Source organism: Halovulum sp. GXIMD14793 (genome assembly GCF_054457435.1).
In genome coordinates, this window is record NZ_JBTLNE010000022.1 from 20,011 (window position 1) to 40,493 (window position 20,483).

Genomic DNA, 20,483 nt, shown 5'->3' on the forward strand with positions numbered 1-20,483 from the left:
CTTGCTCCGATCAGGCTGACCTGCTACGCGTGAGATCGACGATGCCGAAAGGTGGAGCGGAAGATCGGGGCAAATCGACCCAAACAGGGGATGGGTGCTGATCATCGTCAGGACACCGGGGCTATGCCATCGGTCACTGGGCGTTTCCCTAAAAGCATCCTCATGACATAGATAAGGGAGATCCCTAAATGCGTAGCTTCGCTTTACTGGTGCTTTCTGCACTGCCAGCCATCGCTCACCCCGGCCACCTTACTAAGGCAGGGGGGCATTCGTATATCAGCCTGGCCAGTGTGGCAATTATGGCCGTGATCGGATTCGGCGTGCTGCGTAAGCAGGTGTGCAAATGAAAGGGATCATGATTTGCGGCCACGGGTCGCGCAGCCAGGCTGCGGTTGATGAATTCGCCGTTCTCGCGCAAAAACTTCCAGCGCATTTCCCGGATATTCCAGTTGAATATGGCTATCTGGAGTTCGCTAACCCGGTGATCCGCGATGGCCTCGACAAGCTGCGCGAACAGGGCTGCGATGACATTCTGGCGGTGCCTGGGATGCTGTTTGCCGCGATGCATGCCAAGAATGATATCCCGACTGTGTTGAATACCTATGCCGCAAAACATGGTGTGCAGGTCCGTTTTGGCCGCGAATTGGGCGTCGATAGCCGCATGATCCGCGCCGCTGCCGCAAGGATCGAAGAGGCGCTAGCCGCCAATCCATCCGACGTTCCATTGTCCGAGACCTGTCTGGTGGTCATCGGGCGGGGCGCATCTGACCCCGATGCCAACTCCAACGTGTCCAAGATTACCCGGATGCTGTGGGAAGGCATGGGGTTTGGCTGGGCGGAAACCGGTTACTCGGGCGTGACCTTCCCACTGGTTGAGCCTTGTCTCGAACATGTCGCCAAGCTGGGCTATAAGCGTGTTATCGTTTTCCCGTACTTCCTGTTCACCGGTATCCTGATCGACCGCATCTACGGCTTTACTGACCGGGTTGCAGCAGCCCATCCTGAGATTGAATGGGTCAAGGCGGGTTATCTGAACGACCACCCGCTGGTCATCGAAACCTTGGCCGAACGCCTGCGAGAGATTGAGACAGGGTCAACGGCGATGAACTGTTCGCTGTGTAAATATCGCGAGCAGGTACTGGGGTTTGAGGCCGAAGTCGGCAGCCCGCAGGAAAGCCATCACCATCATGTCGAAGGGCAGGGGGCCGCAGCTCCGGGGTCAAACGTCGCCGATTGCAAGCTCTGCGATACCTTCTGCACGGGTGAATGTCGTCTGGACGGGCATAACCATCACCACCACCATGATCACGATCATGACCACCATCACCACGCCCCCTATCCGCATGCCAAACACCCGCTTGGCCCGGAAAGCGTGCGTCGCAAATGACGCGAGAAGGGCGGCTATTTGACCGCGTCATCATGGTTGACTGGTCGGCCCGCTCCAAGCCAAGCGGCGTCAGCCCGCAGACAGATGCGATCTGGTGGGCCGAGGCGACCGCCACATCCGTTGCCCCTCCCACTTATTGTCGCACCCGAGCAGCGGCTATGGCGCAACTGGCCGGCCGCATCGCTAAGGCGCTCGACAGCGGCGAACGGCTGCTGATCGGGTTTGATTTTCCCTTCGGTTATCCCGCAGGTGTTGCAAAAACCATCTGCGGTGCCGCAGATGCGCGTGCCCTCTGGCGATGGCTGGATGCACGTATCACGGACGATATCGATAATTCTAACAACCGTTATGACGTCGCCGCCGAGATTAACCGGCTTTACCCCGGCCTTGGCCCGTTTTGGGGACGTCCGAAGAACTGGAATTTTCCAGATATTCCGACCAAAGCTAAGGCTCGCACCAGCCTTGATGTCCCTGAACGTCGCCGCGCGGAGACCAAGCAATCCAATGCGAAGACTGTCTGGCAACTCAGTGGTGCTGGTGCGATCGGCTCGCAGGTGCTGATGGGACTGCCCGCTTTGCAAACGCTGATTGATGACCCGCGCCTCAAGGACCGCATTGCCGTCTGGCCCTTTGATACCGGCCTTGCGCCGCCGCGCGCCTCGGCAACGCTGGCCGAAATCTATCCGTCTATATTGGCCAAAACTATCGCGACACACTGCGCCCCTGATGATATCCTGGACGCCGTTCAGGTCCGTGTCCTTGCCCAGGCTTTTGCTGCCTGCGATGCCAAATCGGACCTTAGTGATATGTTTTCCCTGCCGGAGCTAACCGGCTTTGACCGCAAGATTGTTGCCACAGAGGAGGGATGGATCCTTGGTCTTGGCCATCACGATCGTCTGGCCAGTGCGCACCCGCAGCCCCCAAACTGTTCCGCTAGTTCAGATACCGGCAGCTCTGATGCCGCTGCTGCCGCTGTTCCATTCCCTGGCTATCTGCGTGATCCGTCAGCGATCTACACGCAAAGCTTCGCCACCATCCGGGCCGAGGCTGATCTGGTGGGTTTCCCGGACGATATTGCCGAGGTCGCCATTCGGCTGATCCACGCCTGCGGAATGACTGACCTCGCTGCAGATATCGCCTATTCGCCAGATGTGGCGCGCACCGCGCAGGCGGCGCTGGCCGATGGCGCGCCGATCCTGTGCGATACTCAGATGGTGGCGCATGGCATCATTCGCAGGGGGTTGCCGGAAGGCGTTGATGTGATCTGCACCCTGAACGATCCGTCTGTGCCGGACCGTGCCAAGGCTCTGCAAACCACTCGCTCCGCTGCTGCGGTGGAGTTGTGGCGTGATCAGTTGCAAGGCGCGGTTGTTGTCATAGGGAATGCGCCGACCGCGCTGTTTCATCTGTTGGAGCGGCTCGATCAGGGATGGCCGCGCCCCGCTGCCATCCTCGGCCTGCCGGTGGGATTTGTCGGCGCGGCAGAGAGCAAAGCCGAGCTTGCCGCCAACCCGCGCGGCGTGCCGTTTCTGACCGTAAAGGGTCGGCGCGGCGGCTCCGCCATGGCAGCTGCAGTCGTTAACGGGATTGCGCTGGGTTTAAGAGGGGACGGAACATGACGGCGCAATTGCCAGCATTCTTGGCTCCATTCCAAGAGCAGATTACGATTATTGAAGCTAGGCCAGGCAGTGTCGCGACGTACTACAAGTTACAGGACAGGCTTTTGTGTCCTTGTTGCCGCTTTCCAACCCTTAGCAGCCCTTCAGCATACGAGATTTGTCCAATTTGCGGTTGGGAAGATGACGGGCAAGGCGATCATAATGCACGCGAGCATTGCGGCGGACCAAACGGTAAGTATTCCCTGTCCGAGGCGCGCGAAAATTTTGATGCTCACTTGCACATGTACAACGCAGGTGAGGGCGTTGCGCATGTTGAACGACGGGACCGAAAACAAGAAAAGCTTCTGAGCTATGTTAAGAAGGTCATTGCGTTGGAAGAACCGCTCGATATTGCTTTGTTGGATAGCTTAGTTCCAATCACGCGTGCTGTTCGCGACAATGGGGATGGGACATGACCCCATGGCTGCATATCATCGGCATTGGCGAGGATGGCGTTGACGGGCTGTCGGCAGAGGCTCGGGAGCTGATTTCCTCGGCTGAGATTATACTGGGTGGCGACCGGCATCATGCGTTGTTGCCGGGTTTGGCGGCAGAGCGGATTGCCTGGCCCAGCCCGTTCGATGCGATGATTGATGTGATCCGCAACCATCAGGGCAGGCGGTTTGTGATCCTCGTGACGGGCGATCCGCTGTGGTATTCGGTTGGGGCGCGGATTTTGCGCTCTATCCCTGCCGAAGAGATCAGGTTTCACCCTCAGCTTTCGGCTTTTCAATGGGGTGCGGCGCGGATGGGGTGGAGCCTAGCGGATCTGGAAACCGTCACGGTGCATGGTCGTCCGGTCGAACAGATCATCCCCTATTTCGCCCCCGGCGCGCGTATTCTGGCCCTGACCAAGGATCGCACCAGCCCTGCAGCAGTGGCGGACCTGCTGACGGACCGGGGCTATGGACCCAGTAAGCTGACGGTGTTGGCCGCGCTTGGTGGTCCGCGTGAAGAACGCTTTGATGGGACTGCCGAGGATTGGGCGCAAGAGGTGCCCGATTTCCACCTGCTGGCGATTGAGTGTCAAGCGGCCCCCGGTGCAAGGCTGCTGCCGCGTGGGCCCGGACTGCCGGATGATGCGTTTGTGCATGATGGCACCATGACCAAGGCTGAGGTGCGTGCGGTCACGCTGGCCCGTCTTGCCCCGCAGCGCGGTGCGATGCTGTGGGATATTGGCTGCGGCTGCGGCTCGGTCGGGGTGGAGTGGATGCGCATGGCCCGCGATGCCGAGGCGGTGGGTATCGACCAGCGCGCGGATCGGTTGGCGATGGCGCGGCAGAACGCGGACGCATTGGGCGCGCCACGTTTGAAACTGATTGAGGGGGCCGCGCTGGATCATCTGGACAGCTTGCCTGAACCTGATGCGGTGTTCATCGGTGGGGGATTGAGCGTGGCGCTGGTGGATCGCTGCCGGGCTGCACTGAAACCGCACGGACGGCTGGTCGCCAATGCGGTGACGCTGGAAAGCGAGGCACTGCTGCTGGATCTGCATGCCCGGCACGGCGGGCAGTTGTCACGCCTGTCGGTAGCCCGGGCCGAGCCCGTTGGCCCGCGCACCGGCTGGCGACTTTTCATGCCGGTGACGCAGTGGTGCCTGCCATGAGCGGGGTGCTTTACGGTGTCGGCCTCGGCCCCGGTGATCCGGAGCTTGTGACGCTAAAGGCCGCGCGTCTGATCGACGCGGCGGATGTTGTTGCCTATCCTGCCCCGGACACCGGCGACAGCTTCGCCCGCAGCATTGCCGCAGGGCTGATCCCTGAGGGTGTCACGGAAATCCCCATCGTGATTCCGATGCGCACAGATCGCTACCTGGCGCAGGACGTTTATGATCAGGCGGCTGAAGCGATTGCAGCGCATCTTGAGGCGGGTCGCGATGTTGTTGTGCTGTGTGAGGGCGATCCGTTCTTTTACGGCTCGTTCATGTATCTGTTTGCCCGTCTGTCGGTGGCGCATCGCTGCGAGGTTGTGCCCGGCGTCACGTCCCTGACCGGCTGCGCGGCGGCAGCAGCGCGTCCGATCTGTGCAAGGAATGAGGCGCTGACTGTGCTGCCCGGGCCTTTGCCGGATCATGAACTGGTGACCGCGCTGCGCCGTGGCGGTGCCTTCGCGATCATGAAGGTCGGGCGGCATATGCCGCGCCTGCGTGCGCTGATCGCGGCTGAGGGCTTGACCGCGCGCGCCACCTATATCGCTCATGCCAGTTTGGCCGAACAGGTTGTGCTGCCGCTGGATGAGGCCCCCGAAAAAGCCCCGTATTTCTCGATGATCCTGATTGCCGGAAGTGACCCTTATGCTAGTTGATCCCGTTGTTCTGTTCCTGCCCCCATCTGCCGAAGCGACTGCGCGCAAGGCGGCCGACGCGCTGGGCGCGCAACTGCATGGCCGTGGGGCCGGGGTGGAGGTCGAGGTGACGGATGTGGCCGCGCATCTAAGGGCGCTTTTCGCGGCGAGGCATCCGATTGTCGGGGTCTGTGCCTCGGGTATCCTGATCCGTGCGCTTGCACCGATGATCTCGGATAAATGGTCAGAGCCGCCGGTGCTGGCGCTGGCTGAGGATGGCTCTACGGTGGTTCCCTTGCTTGGCGGGCATCACGGGGCCAATGATCTGGCCCGGCGGCTGGCAGAAGTTTTTGCTGTCACGCCTGCGCTGACCACCGCGGGTGAGGTTCGCTTAGGCGTTGCACTGGATGCACCCCCTAAAGGGTGGCGGTTGGAGAACCCGGCGGATGCCAAGCCCGCAATGGCTGCGCTGCTGGCAGGCGCACGGGCGGAAATTTCAGGGCAGGCGGACTGGCTGTCCGGGTTGGACGCCGATTGCGTACCGTCCCCTGATGATGCGCCGGTGGTGGTGCGGGCAGGCGATGCGCCGCCGTTGGTTTACCGCAGGCAGGCCTATGCGCTGGGCGTCGGCTGCGCCCGGCATTGCCCGCCTGACGAGATGATTGCGCTGGTACAGCAGGTACTGGCCGATGCCGGGCGCTCGGTGTTCGAGGTCGCCTCGGTCAATTCGATCAGTCTGAAATCGGATGAGGCGGCGGTGCATGCGCTGGCCGACAATCTGGGCGTTCCGGCCCAGTTCTTTGATGCCGAAGCGCTTGAGGCGCAAACCCCGCGCCTCGCAAACCCATCGGATATTGTGTTTGCCGAGGTCGGGGCGCATGGCGTCGCCGAGGCCGCCGCGCTGGCCGCCGCCGGGCCAGAGGCAGCGCTGGATATTTCTAAGGTCAAATCCGCCAATGCCACCTGCGCGTTGGCGCGGATTGTGACGCCCCAGCAGGGCCAGCCGCGCGGATCGCTGGCGGTGGTCGGGATCGGGCCGGGGCAGGCGGATTGGCGCAGCCCCGAAGCCTCGCGCCTGATTGCCAAGGCGGATGAACTGGTGGGCTATGGCCTCTATATCGATCTGCTTGGCCCGCTTGCCGCAGGGAAACCCCGGCAGGACTTCCCGCTGGGCGGAGAGGAAGATCGCTGCCGCTATGCGCTGGAACGCGCGGGCGAGGGGCGGCGGGTCGCGCTGATTTGTTCCGGTGACGGCGGGATTTATGCAATGGGCGCATTGGTCATGGAATTGCTCGACCGTCCGGCGGATCAGGGCGGTGTGTCGGACGCGGCCCGGCGGGTAGAGGTGATCAATGCGCCGGGGATTTCGGCGCTGCAAGCGGCGTCTGCCCGGGCAGGCGCACTGCTGGGTCACGATTTCTGTGCAATTTCGTTGTCGGATCTGCTGACCCCGCGTGACACGATCCTGCAACGGCTAAAGGCGGCGGCCGAAGGGGATTTTGTCATCGCCTTCTACAATCCTGTTTCAAAACGCCGCCGCACCTTGCTAGAGGCTGCGCGCCAGCAGCTGTTGCAACACAGGCCAGAAGATACGCCGGTTCTGCTGGCCTCAAACCTTGGACGCCCGGATGAGGTGCTGCGTCGCCGGACGCTGGCCAGCCTTGATACGGACGAGGTCGACATGCTGACCGTGGTGCTGGTCGGGTCGTCCCAGTCGCGGGCCTTCCAGACCGGTGACAGCCGTGCCGGCGCTGAAGGCTGGCAGCTATATACCCCGCGCGGCTATGCCAAGAAAATCGATAAGGAGGATACAAATGGCTGAGACCCGAACCGGCGGTTGCCTGTGTGGCCGTATCACATACCGAGTCACCGGCCCCTTGCGCCCGGTTGTGGCCTGCCACTGTAATCAGTGCCGCAAAACCTCGGGCCATTTCGTAGCGGCCACCTCGGCCCTGCGCGAGGATGTGATGATCGAAGGTCAGCCGCACTGGTATGCCTCCAGCCCCACGGCAAAGCGCGGCTTTTGCCCCAATTGCGGCAGCCCGCTGTTCTGGGACCCTGCCAAGGGCGACCGCCTGTCGATCCATGCAGGCAGTCTGGACACCCCGACCGGTCTGACCACCGCAGGCCATATCTTTACCGACGACAAGGGCGACTATTACCAGATCGCTGACGGGCTGCCGCAATGCCCGGCCGATGATCCGGCGCTGACAACGCAAAGGTAACACAATGACTGTCCATTTCATCGGCGCAGGCCCCGGCGACCCTGACCTGATCACCGTTAAGGGCCGCCGCTTGATCGAAAGCTGCCCGGTCTGTCTTTACGCCGGATCGCTGGTGCCGTCCGAGGTCGTCGCCTGCGCGCCCGAAGGCGCACGGGTGATTGACACAGCACCGCTGAACCTGGATGAGATCATCGCCGAGATCGAGGCAGCTCATGCCAAGGGCCAGGACATCGCACGCGTCCATTCCGGCGATCCGTCGCTTTACGGAGCCATCGCCGAACAAATCCGCCGCCTGCGCGCCCTGAACATCCACTACGACATCACCCCCGGCGTTCCGGCCTTTGCAGCCGCCGCGGCGGCGATGGGCCAAGAACTGACCGTGCCGGAGCTGGCCCAGACCGTGATCCTGACCCGCACCGCGATGAAATCCACCGGCATGCCCGAGGGGGAGGATCTGGTCACGCTGGGCAAATCCGGCGCAACACTGGCGATCCACCTTTCGGTGCGTAACCTGCGCCAGGTCGAACGTGACCTGATCCCGCTCTATGGCGCTGACTGCCCGGTGGTGATCGCCTATCGCGTCGGCTGGCCGGATCAGCAATTGCTGCGCGGGCAACTCGATGGCCTGCACAAACTGGCCCGAGGCGCCAAGATCACCCGAACAGCACTGATCTTCGTCGGCCCCGCACTGGGCGAGGCAGCGTTTCCGGATTCAGCGTTATACGACGCGGCTTGCACGCATATTTTGCGAACAGGGGTGAGTTGATAGTCCGAGAGTGCTCTTTCCTTCTTGCCGACGCTGTCAAATGACGATGGCGGCGGCAAAGCAAGAATTTTCAGTATGGACAATGCTTAAAAGCTAATCCGCGTGGCAACCAACCGGCAACTCAAATAGATGTAAAATACTAACAATGCACCCGCTAGGGGTGCCATCATGCCTTTGCTTCAGACATCTCAGCTTTTGTTAAGATGCCAGACCTGAGCCTCTGTTCAATCATGTCCGAGAAGAGCTGAAAATTGTGAGCATGCTCAGGCTCCACGTACATCAGATCGAAAAATTCTCTTGAGTAGTCATCAAGGTAGAGGCCATCTTTACCGTAATATCGCTGCGCAAACAGATTGCCGTCTTCGCTTAGGTCTTCATCTGTGAACTTCCCGTCGCAGTTTTGTAGAAGAAAGCTGGTGGCAGATTTAGTTCCATCTATCACCGCTTGGGTATCATCCGGCCATTCTTTCAGGTGTAGTTCACCTGCCCAACCATTTACAAAACACCACTTCAAAAATAGTGCGATATGCGTAGCACCATATTCGGCCGGAGAACTTTCTGGGAAATTCCCTTCAGAGTGCCAACTTGCGTCATCGTATTTCATGGGACAGTGCCTCTCTCAAATCTGGTGCAGTGTGTTTGTGCGAAAATCTTTGCCTTGCGCAATAAATCTGCCCTACAAATCATCCTCAGCCTCCGTCACATCGATCCCCAGCGCATCCATGCCCATTTCCAGATACTCCGCCAGATTGGGGATGCCGGACAGGTATTCCTCAGTCGGGGCGGTGGCCTCGGCGCGGGCGAGGGCTTTGGCCTCTTCCAGTTCGTCTGCCTCAAAGCTTTCGCGTCCGACCCACATGAGGGCGACCAGATTGACTTGCTCATCTGCGTTTAGGTCAGCAATGTAATCATGCAAAGACTTGCTGTCGGGCCCGTACTCGCGGGTCAGAGCAATGACGCGGACGATTTTTCCGGTGGAGAGGTTCAGCATAGAGGCCTCCGGTCTGTTTTTTTACAGCCTGTCGGGTCGGGTCCGGATTGGCAAGGGGAAAGCTGCGGGCCAAGTCCAGTGGTCAGATGGAATGCGGGCTGACGGCGCGGTCGCCTAAGTATATCAAGTCAGCGAAAGCGGTTTGTGTCGCTTATGTCCAACAGCGCTTGACGCCGTGAGTATTAGCCAATAGGAAAGCCCATCTTTCCCGCCCCGGATTCGTCCGGGGTGGTGTTCTTTGGGGCATATGCCTCGGACAAACATAGCTGGGGTCAACCCCCGCAAAGCAAACGGAAGACAGCAAGATGGCACTCAAGTCGTACAAACCAACGACGCCAGGCCAGCGAGGGCTGGTTCTGATCGACCGTTCGGAGCTTTGGAAAGGCCGCCCGGTTAAGTCCCTGACACAGGGACTGACCAAAAAGGCGGGCCGGAACAATACCGGACGGATTACCATGCGCCGCCGTGGCGGTGGGGCGAAGCGTCTGTATCGCGTCGTCGATTTCAAACGCACAAAGTTCAATATGTCGGCGAATGTCGAGCGGATCGAATATGATCCGAACCGGACCGCGTTCATCGCCTTGGTCCGCTACGAAGACGGCACGCAGGCCTATATCCTGGCCCCGCAGCGTCTTGCTGTTGGCGACAAGGTTGAGGCCGGTGAAAAGGTCGACGTTAAACCCGGCAACGCAATGCCATTTACCGGCATGCCAATCGGGACGATCATTCACAATATCGAACTGAAGCCCGGCAAGGGTGGTCAGATCGCACGTGCTGCTGGCACCTATGCCCAGTTCGTGGGCCGCGATGGGGGCTATGCCCAGATCCGCCTGTCCTCGGGCGAGTTGCGCATGGTTCGTCAGGAATGCATGGCGACTGTTGGCGCGGTTTCGAACCCCGACCATTCCAACCAGAACCTTGGTAAGGCTGGCCGCAACCGTCACCTGGGCAAACGCCCGTCGGTGCGCGGTGTGGTCATGAACCCGATCGATCACCCGCATGGTGGTGGTGAGGGCCGAACCTCGGGCGGACGTCACCCGGTGACCCCCTGGGGCAAACCGACCAAGGGCGCGAAAACGCGCAAGAACAAATCGACCGATAAGTACATTATCCGGTCGCGTCACGCTCGTAAGAAGGGGCGCTAATCATGGCACGTTCAGTCTGGAAAGGCCCGTTCGTCGACGCCTATGTCCTGAAAAAAGCCGAGAAAGTCCGCGAGTCGGGCCGCAACGAGGTTATCAAGATCTGGTCGCGTCGTTCGACCATTCTGCCGCAATTCGTCGGCCTGACCTTCGGTGTTTACAACGGTCAGAAGCATATCCCGGTCAACGTGACCGAGGAAATGATCGGCCAGAAATTCGGTGAATATTCGCCCACCCGTACCTATTACGGCCATGCGGCGGACAAAAAAGCGAAACGGAAATAAGCCATGGGCAAGGAAACAAACCCCCGCCGCGTGGCGGAGAATGAGGCGATGGCCGTCAGCCGTATGCTGCGCACCAGCCCTCAGAAACTCAATCTGGTTGCCCAGATGATCCGTGGTCAGAAGGTCGACAAGGCGTTGAATGACCTGACCTTCTCTAAGAAACGGATCGCTGAGGATGTGAAGAAAACGCTTCAGTCCGCGATTGCCAATGCCGAGAACAACCATGGGCTGGATGTTGACGATTTGATCGTTGCAGAAGCCTGGGTTGGCAAGAACCTGGTCATGAAGCGCGGTCGTCCGCGCGCACGTGGCCGGTTCGGCAAAATCCTGAAGCCATTCAGCCAGGTCACCATCAAGGTGCGCCAGGTAGAAGAGGAGCAAGCCTGATGGGCCATAAAGTCAATCCGATCGGCCTGCGCCTTCAGGTCAACCGCACCTGGGACAGCCGTTGGTACGCCGATGGTGAAGAATACGGCCAGCTTCTGCACGAAGACCTCGCCATTCGCGAGTATATCGAAAAGAACTGTGCGCAGTCCGGCATTTCCCGCGTGATCATCGAACGCCCGCACAAGAAGTGCCGGGTTACGATCCATGCGGCCCGTCCGGGTGTCATCATCGGCAAAAAGGGCGCGGATATCGAAACCCTGCGTCGCAACCTGTCAAAGTTCACCGACAGCGAATTGCACCTGAACATCGTCGAGGTCCGCAAGCCTGAGATCGACGCACAGCTGGTTGCCGAAAACATCGGTCAGCAGCTGGAGCGCCGCGTCAGCTTCCGCCGGGCGATGAAACGAGCGGTGCAGAATTCGATGCGCATGGGTGCTCTTGGCATCCGGGTCAACTTGGCTGGCCGTTTGGGCGGCGCCGAAATCGCGCGGACAGAGTGGTATCGCGAGGGCCGTGTGCCCCTGCACACCCTGCGCGCCGATATCGACTATGCGCATTACGAAGCACTGACAGCTTATGGCATCATCGGCATCAAAGTCTGGATCTTCAAAGGGGAGATCATGGAACATGACCCGCAGGCCCGGGATCGCCGTCAGTCCGAACTTCAGGAAGGCGGCGGTCGCCCCGCGCGCCGCTGAGGAGAATAGATCATGCTTTCACCAAAGCGTACGAAGTTCCGCAAACAGCATAAGGGCCGTATCCACGGTCAGGCCAAGGGCGGAACAGAGATTACCTTCGGCCATTACGGTCTGAAGGCCACCGAGCCGGAGCGCATCACCGCGCGCCAGATCGAAGCCGCCCGCCGGGCCATGACGCGTCACATGAAACGTCAGGGTCGAGTGTGGATCCGCATCTTCCCGGATGTGCCGGTCACCAAGAAGCCAACCGAGGTGCGTATGGGTAAAGGTAAAGGCTCTGTCGAATACTGGGCAGCCAAGGTCAAACCAGGCCGGGTAATGTTCGAAATCGACGGCGTCTCGGAAGAGGTTGCCCGCGAGGCGCTGCGCCTTGCCGCAATGAAGCTGCCGGTCAAGTGCCGCTTCGTGGAGCGCGTCGACTGGTAATTGGTGGGTTTCACCCACCCTACGGATCTGGGCCCCATTTTGGGGCCCTTTTTCTTTTTGGGACGCTCGATGGTTCACCTTGTCTTCACGGCCTGATGAGCGACCGAAACAAGGTTTCAGCGGGTCACCGAAGCGTTGACAGGCTTGATGTGCCAAGGGCGCATATGGGGTATATGAGATATGCATCTGATCTCTACCCTCTGTTTAAAAGGATGCACATCATGGCTGCTGAAACACAAACTTTCCCCGCGCGCGCCTTGCCTGCGATTAATGTTGAAACCCTGGGACTGATGTTCGTGGCGGGCTTTTTTGCCACCATCGCCTTTGACCTTTGGGGGCAGGTTATCGGTCCGGCCCTCAGCATGGCGAAGTTGTCGCCGCATGGTCTGGCCAAAAGTCTGCTGGGTACGCTGGGCTTGCCCAATAGCAATTTCGCTGGGTATTTTGTGCATTTCTATGTGGTCGGATTGATCGGCTATCCGATTGGCTGGCTGTTTGTCTTTCGGCCGATTTGGGGAAAGGTCATGGGTGATAAGCTGGGCTGGTTTATACCGTCGGCGATTTACGGGTTTGGTCTGTGGGTCTTTGCCATCGGTGGGATCACGACAGTTGCCGGGCTGCCGACATTCCTGAACTTTACCGGGATCACTTGGGCCGCATTGGTCGGGCATGTGCTTTATGGGATCGTGCTGGTTGCTGCGCTGCAGTTCGCGCGGGAAAAAGCCTGATACACTTTGGGGCGGGGTGCATGTGACTATGCACTCCGCTAGCTGATGAGTCCCAACCGCGAATCCGATAAGAGAGTCTCGCTTATCTATGCAATGCAGTTTTTTGCGCGGCGATGATACATGGCGCACGGTACAAGACGGCATCTTTTTCTATATCTGTCTGGATCTTCGGCGATACGGATTGAGTGTTGATGTCCTGTAGCCTGCTATCCGAAAATGCTCTCTGGAATTCCATTATGACCCCAACTTGAGCCACCAAGCCACTATCTATTGGAAGCAAGCGCAGAATGCGGCGTGTTTATAAGAGCACCCCGACACAGGCGGCAGGATATTATTGCTTGCAAACCCATTGCTTCCCGCTTATACGGCCCACTTCACCAAGACCTCCACCGGAATCAGGGTGACCCATCAAGGGGCCTGCCGGTGATGTTGAAGAAGGGATATCAAGCACATGAGTGCTGCAGAATTGCGCGAAAAGACGCCGGATCAGCTGCGGGAGCAGCTTGAGACGCTGAAAAAAGAAAGCTTCAACTTGCGGTTCCAGAAGGCCACTGGCCAGCTGGAAAACACGGCGCGTATGCGGACCGTTCGCCGGGAAGCGGCTCAGGTCAAAACCATTTTGAACGAAAAAGCGGCCGGTGCCGCAGGAGGCGAATGATGCCCAAGCGTATTCTTCAGGGCACCGTCACCTCGACGGCCAATACACAGACAGTGACTGTCTCGGTCGAGCGTCGCTTCACGCATCCGGTTCTGAAAAAGACGATCCGGAAGTCGAAGAAATATCGTGCGCATGATGCGAACGAGAAATTCGCGGTCGGCGATTCCGTGCGTATTCAGGAATGCGCGCCGATCTCGAAAACCAAGCGCTGGGAGGTGATTGCCGAATAAGGTAGTCACACCCGGTTTTAGCGAAACCGTGGGGCTGTTGTTCCCACAGGTCGGGAGAAACCAAAATGATCCAGATGCAGACCAATCTGGATGTCGCTGACAACTCCGGTGCCCGCCGGGTTCAGTGCATCAAGGTCCTCGGCGGTTCCAAGCGTAAATACGCTTCTGTCGGCGACATCATCGTGGTGTCGGTGAAGGAAGCTATTCCGCGTGGCCGCGTCAAGAAAGGCGACGTCCGCAAGGCCGTTGTCGTTCGGACCGCCAAGGAAGTTCGCCGTGAAGACGGCACCGCGATCCGCTTTGATCGCAACGCAGCCGTTATCCTTAACACCGCAGGGGAGCCGATTGGCACCCGTATCTTCGGACCGGTTGTGCGTGAGCTGCGGGCGAAGAACTTCATGAAAATCATCTCGCTTGCGCCGGAGGTGCTGTGATGGCTGCGAAACTCCGCAAAGGTGACAAGGTCATCGTGCTGACCGGCAAAGACAAGGGCAAAGAGGGTGAGATCACCCAGATGATGCCCGCCAAAGGCAAAGCTGTTGTTGATGGTGTGAACATCGCCATCCGCCACACCCGCCAGTCGCAGAACGCGCAGGGCGGTCGTATTCCGACCGCGATGCCGATTGATCTGTCCAACCTGGCCCTGGTTGACCCGAAAGAGGGCGGCCCGACCCGCGTTGGCTTCCGCATGGATGGCGACAAGAAGGTTCGTTACGCCAAGAAATCGGGGGAGGCTCTCGATGCTTGATACTGCAAACTATACCCCGCGTCTGAAGACCCTTTATCGTGAGACCATCAAGGCCGCGATGAAAGAGGAATTCAGCTACAAGAACGACATGCAGATCCCGGCGCTGGACAAGATCGTGCTGAATATTGGGTGCGGCGAAGCCGTTGCCGACAGCAAAAAGATCAAGTCAGCCCATGATGATCTGATGGCAATCGCAGGTCAAAAGCCAGTGATCACCAAGGCCAAGAAATCCATCGCGGGTTTCAAGGTCCGTGAAGAGATGCCGCTGGGCGTCAAGGTGACCTTGCGCGGTGCTCGGATGTACGAATTCCTGGATCGCCTGATCACCATCGCGATGCCGCGTGTTCGCGACTTTCGCGGCGTGAATGCCAAAAGCTTCGATGGTCGTGGCAACTACGCCCTTGGCCTGAAAGAGCACATCGTGTTCCCTGAGATCGAGTATGACAAAGTCGACGAGATCTGGGGCATGGATATCGTTATCTGCACAACCGCGCATACCGACGCGGAAGCGAAGAGCCTGTTGACACGGTTCAACATGCCCTTCCCTGCCAGCGCGGAGGAGGCGTAAATGGCTAAGAAAAGCATGATCGAACGGCAGAAAAAGCGTGAGCGGCTGGTCAAACAGTATGCTGCCAAGCGCGCTGCCATCAAAGAGCAGTTGTCCAAGGACAATGATCTGGAACTGAAAGAGCGTGTTCAACTGGTGATGAAGCTGGCCAAACTGCCGCGCAATTCATCAGCAACACGTCTGAACAACCGCTGCCAGGTATCCGGTCGTCCAAAGGCCTATTACCGCAAGTTGCGGATGTCTCGTATCGCGCTGCGTGATCTTGCCTCAAAAGGCCAGATCCCCGGCATGGTCAAGTCAAGCTGGTAAGGAGGGTTTGATATGTCAATGAACGATCCTATCGGCGATATGCTGACCCGTATCCGTAACGCGCAGATGCGCGGCAAATCGACCGTACGCACGCCGGCCTCCAAGGTTCGGGGTTGGGTTCTCGATGTGCTGCAGTCCGAAGGTTACATCCGTGGCTACGAAAAAGCCGTAGGCGCAGACGGTCATCCTGAGCTGGAAATCAGCCTCAAGTACTATGAGGGTGAGCCAGTAATCCGCGAGCTTAAGCGTGTTTCAACGCCTGGCCGCCGCGTTTATGCCGGTGTGAAGGACATCCCGCAGGTCCGTCAGGGCCTGGGTGTGGCCATCGTATCGACCCCGCGCGGTATCATGTCCGATGCGCAGGCCCGCGCCGACAATGTCGGTGGCGAAGTCCTGTGCACGATCTTCTAAGGGGGGCTGGTATGTCTCGTATTGGTAAACGACCGGTCGAGCTGCCCAGTGGCGTTTCCGCCTCTGTGTCCGGCCAGACCGTAGAAGTGAAAGGCCCCAAGGGCGTCCGCAGCTTCAGCGCCACCGATGATGTGACGCTGAAGGTTGAGGATAATGCCATTCTGGTCGAGCCGCGTGGCAAGTCCAAGCGTGCCCGCCAGCAGTGGGGTATGTCCCGCAGTCAGGTACAGAACTGCGTCACCGGCGTGACCGACGGGTTCAAGAAGAACCTTGAGATCAACGGTGTTGGCTACCGTGCCGCTGTGCAGGGCAAGGTTCTGAAACTGTCGCTGGGCTATTCCCATGACGTTGATTTCGATATTCCGGAAGGTGTGCAGATCACTGCGCCCAAGCCGACCGAGATCATTGTCGAAGGGATCGATCAGCAGATCGTCGGTCAGGTCGCCGCAAATATCCGCGAGTGGCGTAAGCCTGAGCCCTATAAGGGCAAGGGCATCAAATATGCCGACGAGTATATCTTCCGTAAGGAAGGCAAGAAGAAGTAAGGACGCGAAACATGGCAAATACCAGACAAGACCAGTTCCGCAAGCGCCGTATGCGCGTCCGGAGCAAGCTGCGCAAGATGGCCGGTGGCCGTCCGCGATTGAGTGTTCACCGCTCCAACAAGAATATCTCGGTCCAGGTGATCGACGATGTTCAAGGCCGCACGCTGGCCAGCGCCTCGACGCTGGAAAGCAAGCTGGGCCTCGTTGGCAAGAACAATATCGAAGCTGCGGCCAAGATTGGCACCGAGATTGCTGCGCGGGCGAAAGCCGCCGGTGTCGAGGATGTCTATTTCGATCGTGGTGGGTTCCTCTTTCACGGCAAGGTGAAGGCATTGGCCGACGCTGCGCGTGAAGGCGGACTGAAGTTCTAAGGAGACGAGAGAATGGCAAGAGAAGGTCAACGCCGGGACCGTCGCGATCGCGACGAAACACCGGAATTCGCCGACCGCCTTGTGGCGATCAACCGCGTCTCGAAAACCACCAAGGGCGGTAAGAACTTCGGTTTTGCGGCACTTGTTGTGGTGGGCGACCAGAAGGGCCGCGTCGGTTTCGGCAAGGGTAAGGCCAAAGAGGTGCCCGAGGCGATCCGCAAAGCGACCGAAGCCGCCAAGCGCGCAATGATCCGCGTGCCGCTGCGCGAGGGTCGGACTTTGCATCATGACATGCAGGGCCGTTGGGGCGCTGGCAAGGTTGTGATGCGGACGGCACCTGCGGGTACCGGCATCATTGCCGGTGGTCCCTGCCGTGCGGTGTTCGAGATGCTGGGCATTCAGGACGTGGTCGCGAAATCGACCGGGTCGCAGAACCCTTACAACATGATCCGCGCAACGATCGACGGCTTGAAAAAAGAGGCAAGCCCGCGTCAGGTCGCGGCGCGCCGTGGCAAGAAGGTCACCGATATCCTGCCCAAGCGTGAAGACGCCGTGCAGCAAAACGCGCCGGTCGCTGAGGAGGCTTGATCCATGGCAAAGACGATTGTTGTCAAACAGATCGGCAGCCCGATCCGCCGCCCCGCCATCCAGCGCCAGACGCTGATCGGGCTGGGCCTGAATAAGATGCACAAGACCCGCGAGTTGGAGGATACCCCTGCAGTGCGCGGTATGGTCGCCAAGATATCGCATCTGGTTGAGATCATCGAAGAACGCGGCTGACAGGCTTTGGTGGGTTTCACCCACCCTACATATGGGTCGCGGTAGGGTGGGTGAAACCCACCATTACCGACCCGATCACAAGGACACCCGGCAGGTTTGTCGAGTGTCCTGTTTTTAAGCCGGTGCACGGCAACGGATGTGCCAAGCCCCTCTTGAACATCGCCGCTACACCAGCTATACGCCGCCGGTGGCCTGATAGAGGCCCATAGAAAACCAAGAAACGCCGTGGTTGGCCCAATCGCTTCGGGGGTCACATCCGGCAAAGGAGAAGCGAAATGAAATTGAATGAACTCCGGGACAATCCCGGTGCGACAAAACGCGCAAAACGCATTGGCCGTGGTCCGGGCTCTGGCAAGGGCAAAACCGGTGGACGCGGTATCAAAGGGCAGAAATCCCGTTCGGGTGTAGCCATCAATGGCTATGAGGGCGGTCAGATGCCACTCTACCAACGGCTGCCGAAGCGTGGGTTCAACAACCCGAACGCCAAGCGCTATGCGGTTATCAACCTTGGTATCCTGCAGAAATTCATCGATGCGGGCAAACTGGACACCGGCAAGCCAATCACCGATGCCGAACTGATTGCCAGCGGCCTTGTCCGCCGGGTCCGCGATGGCGTGCGCCTGCTTGCCAAGGGTGAGTTGACGGCAAAGGTTGAACTGACTGTTGCCGGTGCCTCTAAATCGGCCATTGAAGCGGTCGAAAAAGCGGGCGGCAAAGTCACAGTCACAACTCCGGTCAAGGCGGCCGCGGAAGAATAAGGGTTGTGGGGCGCGGCCCCGCGCCCTAAATCCCAAAGGGAACGATTTCGCACCGCCAGGCCAACAGGCCGGGGCGGTGCCGTCATGGGAGGGCCTTCATGGCATCAGCGGCGGAACAGATGGCGGCGAACCTCAATTGGGGCTCGTTCGGCAAGGCCAAGGAACTGCAGGCGCGCATCCTTTTTGCAATCGCTTTGCTGATTGTCTATCGGATTGGCACTTATATTCCGGTCCCGGGCATCGACACGGATGCCCTGAAGCAATTCTTTGAAGAAGCAGGGCAGGGTATCGGTGGCATGGTGGTCGCCTTTACGGGCGGCGCAGTCAGTCGTGGTGCTGTGTTTGGTCTGGGGATCATGCCCTATATCTCGGCTTCGATTATCGTGCAGTTGCTGTCCGCGATGTACCCGCCTTGGGAAGCCTTGAAAAAAGAAGGCGAGATGGGGCGCAAGAAGCTGAACCAGTACACCCGCTATGGCACGGTGTTCCTGGCCACCGTGCAGGCCTATGGCATCTCGGTCGGGCTTGAAGGCCAGGAACTGGCGCTGGATCCGGGCTGGTTCTTCCGCGCAACCTGCGTCATTTCGCTTGTATGTGGCTCTATGCTGCTACTATGGCTCGGCGAACAGATAACTCAGCGCGGGATCGGCAACGGTGTCTCGCTGATCATCTTTACCGGCATCATTGCCGAACTGCCCGCAGGCATTGCCCAGTTCCTCAGCCAAGGCCGTCAGGGGGTTTACTCCACAGGCTTTGTTATGGGGCTGATCGTTATGGCGATTGCGCTTGTCATCTTCATCGTCTTCATGGAGCGTGCCCTGCGTAAGATTCACATCCAGTACCCGCGCCGTCAGGTCGGGCAGAAGATGTATGGCGGTGAAAGCTCTCACCTGCCGATCAAGCTGAACCCCGCTGGCGTGATCCCTGCGATTTTTGCCTCGGCGGTACTGCTGCTGCCGGTGACGTTTTCGGGTTTCTCTGATCCGACCGGCGAAGGGATTATGAGCTACATTCTGGCTTATCTTGGCAGGGGACAACCGCTCTACCTGCTGCTGTTTGCCGCGATGATCATCTTCTTCACCTATTTCTATACAGCCAACGTGTCGTTCAAGTCCGAAGATGTGGCCGATAATCTCAAGAAACAAGGTGGGTTCGTGCCCGGTATCCGACCTGGTGCCCGGACGGTGGAGTATCTCGACTATGTCGTTGCTCGCATCCTTGCGGTCGGTTCACTCTATCTTTCGTTTGTTTGTCTGCTGCCAGAAATGCTGTTCTCTAGCTCTGGTCAACTTGTGCCGTTCTTCTTCGGCGGTACCTCGTTGTTAATCGTTGTCTCGGTGACCATGGACACGATCAACCAGGTGCAAAGCCATATGCTGGCACACCAGTATGAGGGTCTGATCGAGAAGTCACAGCTGCGCGGCCGTTCAAAAGGCAAGACCCGGACACGTAGGAAGCTGAACCGATGAACATCATCCTGATCGGGCCACCTGGTGCAGGCAAGGGAACGCAGGCGCATCGGCTGGTGGCCGAACGCGGGATGATACAACTATCGACAGGTGACATGCTGCGTGAAGCCCGGACATCAGGAACCGAGATGGGCCGTAAGGTGGCCGAGGTGATGGATCGCGGTCAGTTGGTCACAGACGAGATCGTTATCGGTCTGATTGCGGAAAAACTCGATGGTCCAACCGAGGGCGGTTTCATCTTTGATGGTTTCCCCCGGACGCTGGCACAGGCTGATGCACTGGCAGACCTGCTGGCACAAAAGGGTGCCAGGTTGGATGCTGTGGTTGAAATGTCCGTGGCCAAGGATGAAGAACTGGTGCGTCGGGTTTCGGGACGGTTCACATGTGCAACCTGCGGCGAGGTTTTTCACGACGAAACCAAGAAGCCAGCCGTAGAGAGTGTTTGTGACAAATGTGGCGGGACTGAATTTAAGCGCCGCGAAGACGACAATGCCGAAACCATGCGCACGCGCTTGCTGGCCTATTACAAGCAGACCTCGCCTCTTATCGGGTATTATCACGCCAAAGGGCAACTCAAGAGCATTGAGGGATTGGGCAAGATTGACGAGGTTGCCGCGCGTCTTGCAGCGTCCTTGGATAGCTGAAAAGCTTGATATCGGAT

General features: G+C 58.9%; 31 protein-coding genes. 29 read left to right on the plus strand and 2 right to left on the minus strand.

Features of this window, described 5'->3' with window-relative positions; genetic code table 11:
- Positions 1–188 precede the first annotated feature (188 nt).
- From ACW9UQ_RS08055 to cobM, 9 genes are read left to right on the plus strand one after another with little or no spacing between them, the layout of a single operon-like run.
- Positions 189–347 (plus strand): DUF6732 family protein, encoded by a 159-nt coding sequence (locus ACW9UQ_RS08055; protein ID WP_458930499.1) that lies wholly within the window; start codon positions 189–191, stop codon positions 345–347.
- On the plus strand, positions 344–1,387 hold the full coding sequence (locus tag ACW9UQ_RS08060; protein WP_458930500.1) for a sirohydrochlorin chelatase: 1,044 nt from the start codon (positions 344–346) through the stop codon (positions 1,385–1,387). The genes ACW9UQ_RS08055 and ACW9UQ_RS08060 overlap by 4 nt, the downstream gene beginning before the upstream one ends.
- Positions 1,384–3,006: a precorrin-8X methylmutase gene (locus ACW9UQ_RS08065; protein WP_458930501.1), complete on the plus strand. Its 1,623-nt coding sequence runs from the start codon at positions 1,384–1,386 to the stop codon at positions 3,004–3,006. Before ACW9UQ_RS08060 ends, ACW9UQ_RS08065 begins: the two co-directional genes overlap by 4 nt.
- Positions 3,003–3,461 (plus strand): CPCC family cysteine-rich protein, encoded by a 459-nt coding sequence (locus ACW9UQ_RS08070; RefSeq protein WP_458930502.1) that lies wholly within the window; start codon positions 3,003–3,005, stop codon positions 3,459–3,461. Before ACW9UQ_RS08065 ends, ACW9UQ_RS08070 begins: the two co-directional genes overlap by 4 nt.
- Positions 3,458–4,651: a precorrin-6y C5,15-methyltransferase (decarboxylating) subunit CbiE gene (gene cbiE / locus ACW9UQ_RS08075; protein WP_458930503.1), complete on the plus strand. Its 1,194-nt coding sequence runs from the start codon at positions 3,458–3,460 to the stop codon at positions 4,649–4,651. Before ACW9UQ_RS08070 ends, cbiE begins: the two co-directional genes overlap by 4 nt.
- Positions 4,648–5,349 carry a precorrin-2 C(20)-methyltransferase gene (cobI, locus tag ACW9UQ_RS08080; protein WP_458930504.1) on the plus strand — a complete coding sequence of 234 codons (702 nt, stop codon included), beginning with the start codon at positions 4,648–4,650 and terminating at the stop codon, positions 5,347–5,349. Before cbiE ends, cobI begins: the two co-directional genes overlap by 4 nt.
- On the plus strand, positions 5,339–7,150 hold the full coding sequence (cobJ, locus tag ACW9UQ_RS08085; protein ID WP_458930505.1) for a precorrin-3B C(17)-methyltransferase: 1,812 nt from the start codon (positions 5,339–5,341) through the stop codon (positions 7,148–7,150). The genes cobI and cobJ overlap by 11 nt, the downstream gene beginning before the upstream one ends.
- Entirely contained in the window at positions 7,143–7,553 is a 411-nt protein-coding gene (locus tag ACW9UQ_RS08090) for a GFA family protein (protein WP_458930506.1), read from the plus strand. Before cobJ ends, ACW9UQ_RS08090 begins: the two co-directional genes overlap by 8 nt.
- A 4-nt stretch (positions 7,554–7,557) precedes the next feature.
- On the plus strand, positions 7,558–8,319 hold the full coding sequence (gene cobM / locus ACW9UQ_RS08095; RefSeq protein WP_458930507.1) for a precorrin-4 C(11)-methyltransferase: 762 nt from the start codon (positions 7,558–7,560) through the stop codon (positions 8,317–8,319).
- A 166-nt stretch (positions 8,320–8,485) separates the two neighbouring features.
- Here the strand turns inward: cobM and ACW9UQ_RS08100 are convergent, their stop codons facing one another.
- Together ACW9UQ_RS08100 and ACW9UQ_RS08105 are read right to left on the minus strand one after the other, a co-directional pair.
- A complete protein-coding gene (locus tag ACW9UQ_RS08100) occupies positions 8,486–8,923 on the minus strand; it encodes a DUF7832 domain-containing protein (protein WP_458930508.1) in 438 nt (145 codons plus the stop codon).
- Between the two features lie 72 nt (positions 8,924–8,995).
- Positions 8,996–9,310 carry a DUF3775 domain-containing protein gene (locus ACW9UQ_RS08105; RefSeq protein ID WP_458930509.1) on the minus strand — a complete coding sequence of 105 codons (315 nt, stop codon included), beginning with the start codon at positions 9,308–9,310 and terminating at the stop codon, positions 8,996–8,998.
- Between the two features lie 305 nt (positions 9,311–9,615).
- Here ACW9UQ_RS08105 and rplB point away from each other — a divergent pair, with 305 nt between their 5' ends.
- The 20 genes from rplB to ACW9UQ_RS08205 all read left to right on the plus strand — a co-directional run bounded on the left by rplB (position 9,616) and on the right by ACW9UQ_RS08205 (position 20,466).
- On the plus strand, positions 9,616–10,455 hold the full coding sequence (gene rplB, locus ACW9UQ_RS08110) for a 50S ribosomal protein L2 (RefSeq protein WP_458930510.1): 840 nt from the start codon (positions 9,616–9,618) through the stop codon (positions 10,453–10,455).
- A 2-nt stretch (positions 10,456–10,457) separates the two neighbouring features.
- On the plus strand, positions 10,458–10,736 hold the full coding sequence (rpsS, locus tag ACW9UQ_RS08115; protein ID WP_458930511.1) for a 30S ribosomal protein S19: 279 nt from the start codon (positions 10,458–10,460) through the stop codon (positions 10,734–10,736).
- Positions 10,737–10,739: 3 nt separating this feature from the next.
- A complete protein-coding gene (gene rplV, locus ACW9UQ_RS08120; RefSeq protein ID WP_458930512.1) occupies positions 10,740–11,123 on the plus strand; it encodes a 50S ribosomal protein L22 in 384 nt (127 codons plus the stop codon).
- Positions 11,123–11,821 carry a 30S ribosomal protein S3 gene (gene rpsC, locus ACW9UQ_RS08125; protein WP_458930513.1) on the plus strand — a complete coding sequence of 233 codons (699 nt, stop codon included), beginning with the start codon at positions 11,123–11,125 and terminating at the stop codon, positions 11,819–11,821. The genes rplV and rpsC overlap by 1 nt, the downstream gene beginning before the upstream one ends.
- Positions 11,822–11,833: 12 nt before the next feature.
- Positions 11,834–12,247 (plus strand): 50S ribosomal protein L16, encoded by a 414-nt coding sequence (gene rplP, locus ACW9UQ_RS08130; protein WP_458930514.1) that lies wholly within the window; start codon positions 11,834–11,836, stop codon positions 12,245–12,247.
- Between the two features lie 221 nt (positions 12,248–12,468).
- Positions 12,469–12,975: a hypothetical protein gene (locus ACW9UQ_RS08135; protein WP_458930515.1), complete on the plus strand. Its 507-nt coding sequence runs from the start codon at positions 12,469–12,471 to the stop codon at positions 12,973–12,975.
- Positions 12,976–13,426: 451 nt separating this feature from the next.
- Positions 13,427–13,633 (plus strand): 50S ribosomal protein L29, encoded by a 207-nt coding sequence (gene rpmC, locus ACW9UQ_RS08140; RefSeq protein ID WP_458930516.1) that lies wholly within the window; start codon positions 13,427–13,429, stop codon positions 13,631–13,633.
- The gene (rpsQ, locus tag ACW9UQ_RS08145; RefSeq protein ID WP_458930517.1) at positions 13,633–13,863 is read left to right on the plus strand and encodes a 30S ribosomal protein S17; all 231 of its coding nucleotides are present in this window, start codon (positions 13,633–13,635) and stop codon (positions 13,861–13,863) included. Before rpmC ends, rpsQ begins: the two co-directional genes overlap by 1 nt.
- 65 nt (positions 13,864–13,928) lie before the next feature.
- The gene (rplN, locus tag ACW9UQ_RS08150; RefSeq protein ID WP_458930518.1) at positions 13,929–14,297 is read left to right on the plus strand and encodes a 50S ribosomal protein L14; all 369 of its coding nucleotides are present in this window, start codon (positions 13,929–13,931) and stop codon (positions 14,295–14,297) included.
- Complete coding sequence (gene rplX / locus ACW9UQ_RS08155) at positions 14,297–14,611, plus strand: 50S ribosomal protein L24 (protein WP_458930519.1); 315 nt, start codon at positions 14,297–14,299, stop codon at positions 14,609–14,611. Before rplN ends, rplX begins: the two co-directional genes overlap by 1 nt.
- Positions 14,604–15,179 (plus strand): 50S ribosomal protein L5, encoded by a 576-nt coding sequence (rplE, locus tag ACW9UQ_RS08160; RefSeq protein ID WP_458930520.1) that lies wholly within the window; start codon positions 14,604–14,606, stop codon positions 15,177–15,179. The genes rplX and rplE overlap by 8 nt, the downstream gene beginning before the upstream one ends.
- Positions 15,180–15,488: a 30S ribosomal protein S14 gene (rpsN, locus tag ACW9UQ_RS08165; protein WP_458930521.1), complete on the plus strand. Its 309-nt coding sequence runs from the start codon at positions 15,180–15,182 to the stop codon at positions 15,486–15,488.
- A 12-nt stretch (positions 15,489–15,500) separates the two neighbouring features.
- Positions 15,501–15,899 carry a 30S ribosomal protein S8 gene (gene rpsH / locus ACW9UQ_RS08170; RefSeq protein ID WP_458930522.1) on the plus strand — a complete coding sequence of 133 codons (399 nt, stop codon included), beginning with the start codon at positions 15,501–15,503 and terminating at the stop codon, positions 15,897–15,899.
- Positions 15,900–15,910: 11 nt separating this feature from the next.
- On the plus strand, positions 15,911–16,444 hold the full coding sequence (gene rplF, locus ACW9UQ_RS08175; protein WP_458930523.1) for a 50S ribosomal protein L6: 534 nt from the start codon (positions 15,911–15,913) through the stop codon (positions 16,442–16,444).
- Positions 16,445–16,455: 11 nt separating this feature from the next.
- Positions 16,456–16,815, plus strand: a complete 360-nt coding sequence (gene rplR / locus ACW9UQ_RS08180) for a 50S ribosomal protein L18 (RefSeq protein WP_458930524.1) — start codon at positions 16,456–16,458, stop codon at positions 16,813–16,815.
- Between the two features lie 12 nt (positions 16,816–16,827).
- The gene (gene rpsE / locus ACW9UQ_RS08185; protein ID WP_458930525.1) at positions 16,828–17,403 is read left to right on the plus strand and encodes a 30S ribosomal protein S5; all 576 of its coding nucleotides are present in this window, start codon (positions 16,828–16,830) and stop codon (positions 17,401–17,403) included.
- A 3-nt stretch (positions 17,404–17,406) separates the two neighbouring features.
- A complete protein-coding gene (gene rpmD / locus ACW9UQ_RS08190) occupies positions 17,407–17,595 on the plus strand; it encodes a 50S ribosomal protein L30 (RefSeq protein WP_458930526.1) in 189 nt (62 codons plus the stop codon).
- A 275-nt stretch (positions 17,596–17,870) separates the two neighbouring features.
- The gene (gene rplO, locus ACW9UQ_RS08195; RefSeq protein WP_458930527.1) at positions 17,871–18,353 is read left to right on the plus strand and encodes a 50S ribosomal protein L15; all 483 of its coding nucleotides are present in this window, start codon (positions 17,871–17,873) and stop codon (positions 18,351–18,353) included.
- Between the two features lie 98 nt (positions 18,354–18,451).
- On the plus strand, positions 18,452–19,822 hold the full coding sequence (gene secY / locus ACW9UQ_RS08200; RefSeq protein WP_458930528.1) for a preprotein translocase subunit SecY: 1,371 nt from the start codon (positions 18,452–18,454) through the stop codon (positions 19,820–19,822).
- The gene (locus ACW9UQ_RS08205; RefSeq protein ID WP_458930529.1) at positions 19,819–20,466 is read left to right on the plus strand and encodes an adenylate kinase; all 648 of its coding nucleotides are present in this window, start codon (positions 19,819–19,821) and stop codon (positions 20,464–20,466) included. Before secY ends, ACW9UQ_RS08205 begins: the two co-directional genes overlap by 4 nt.
- Positions 20,467–20,483 lie beyond the last annotated feature (17 nt).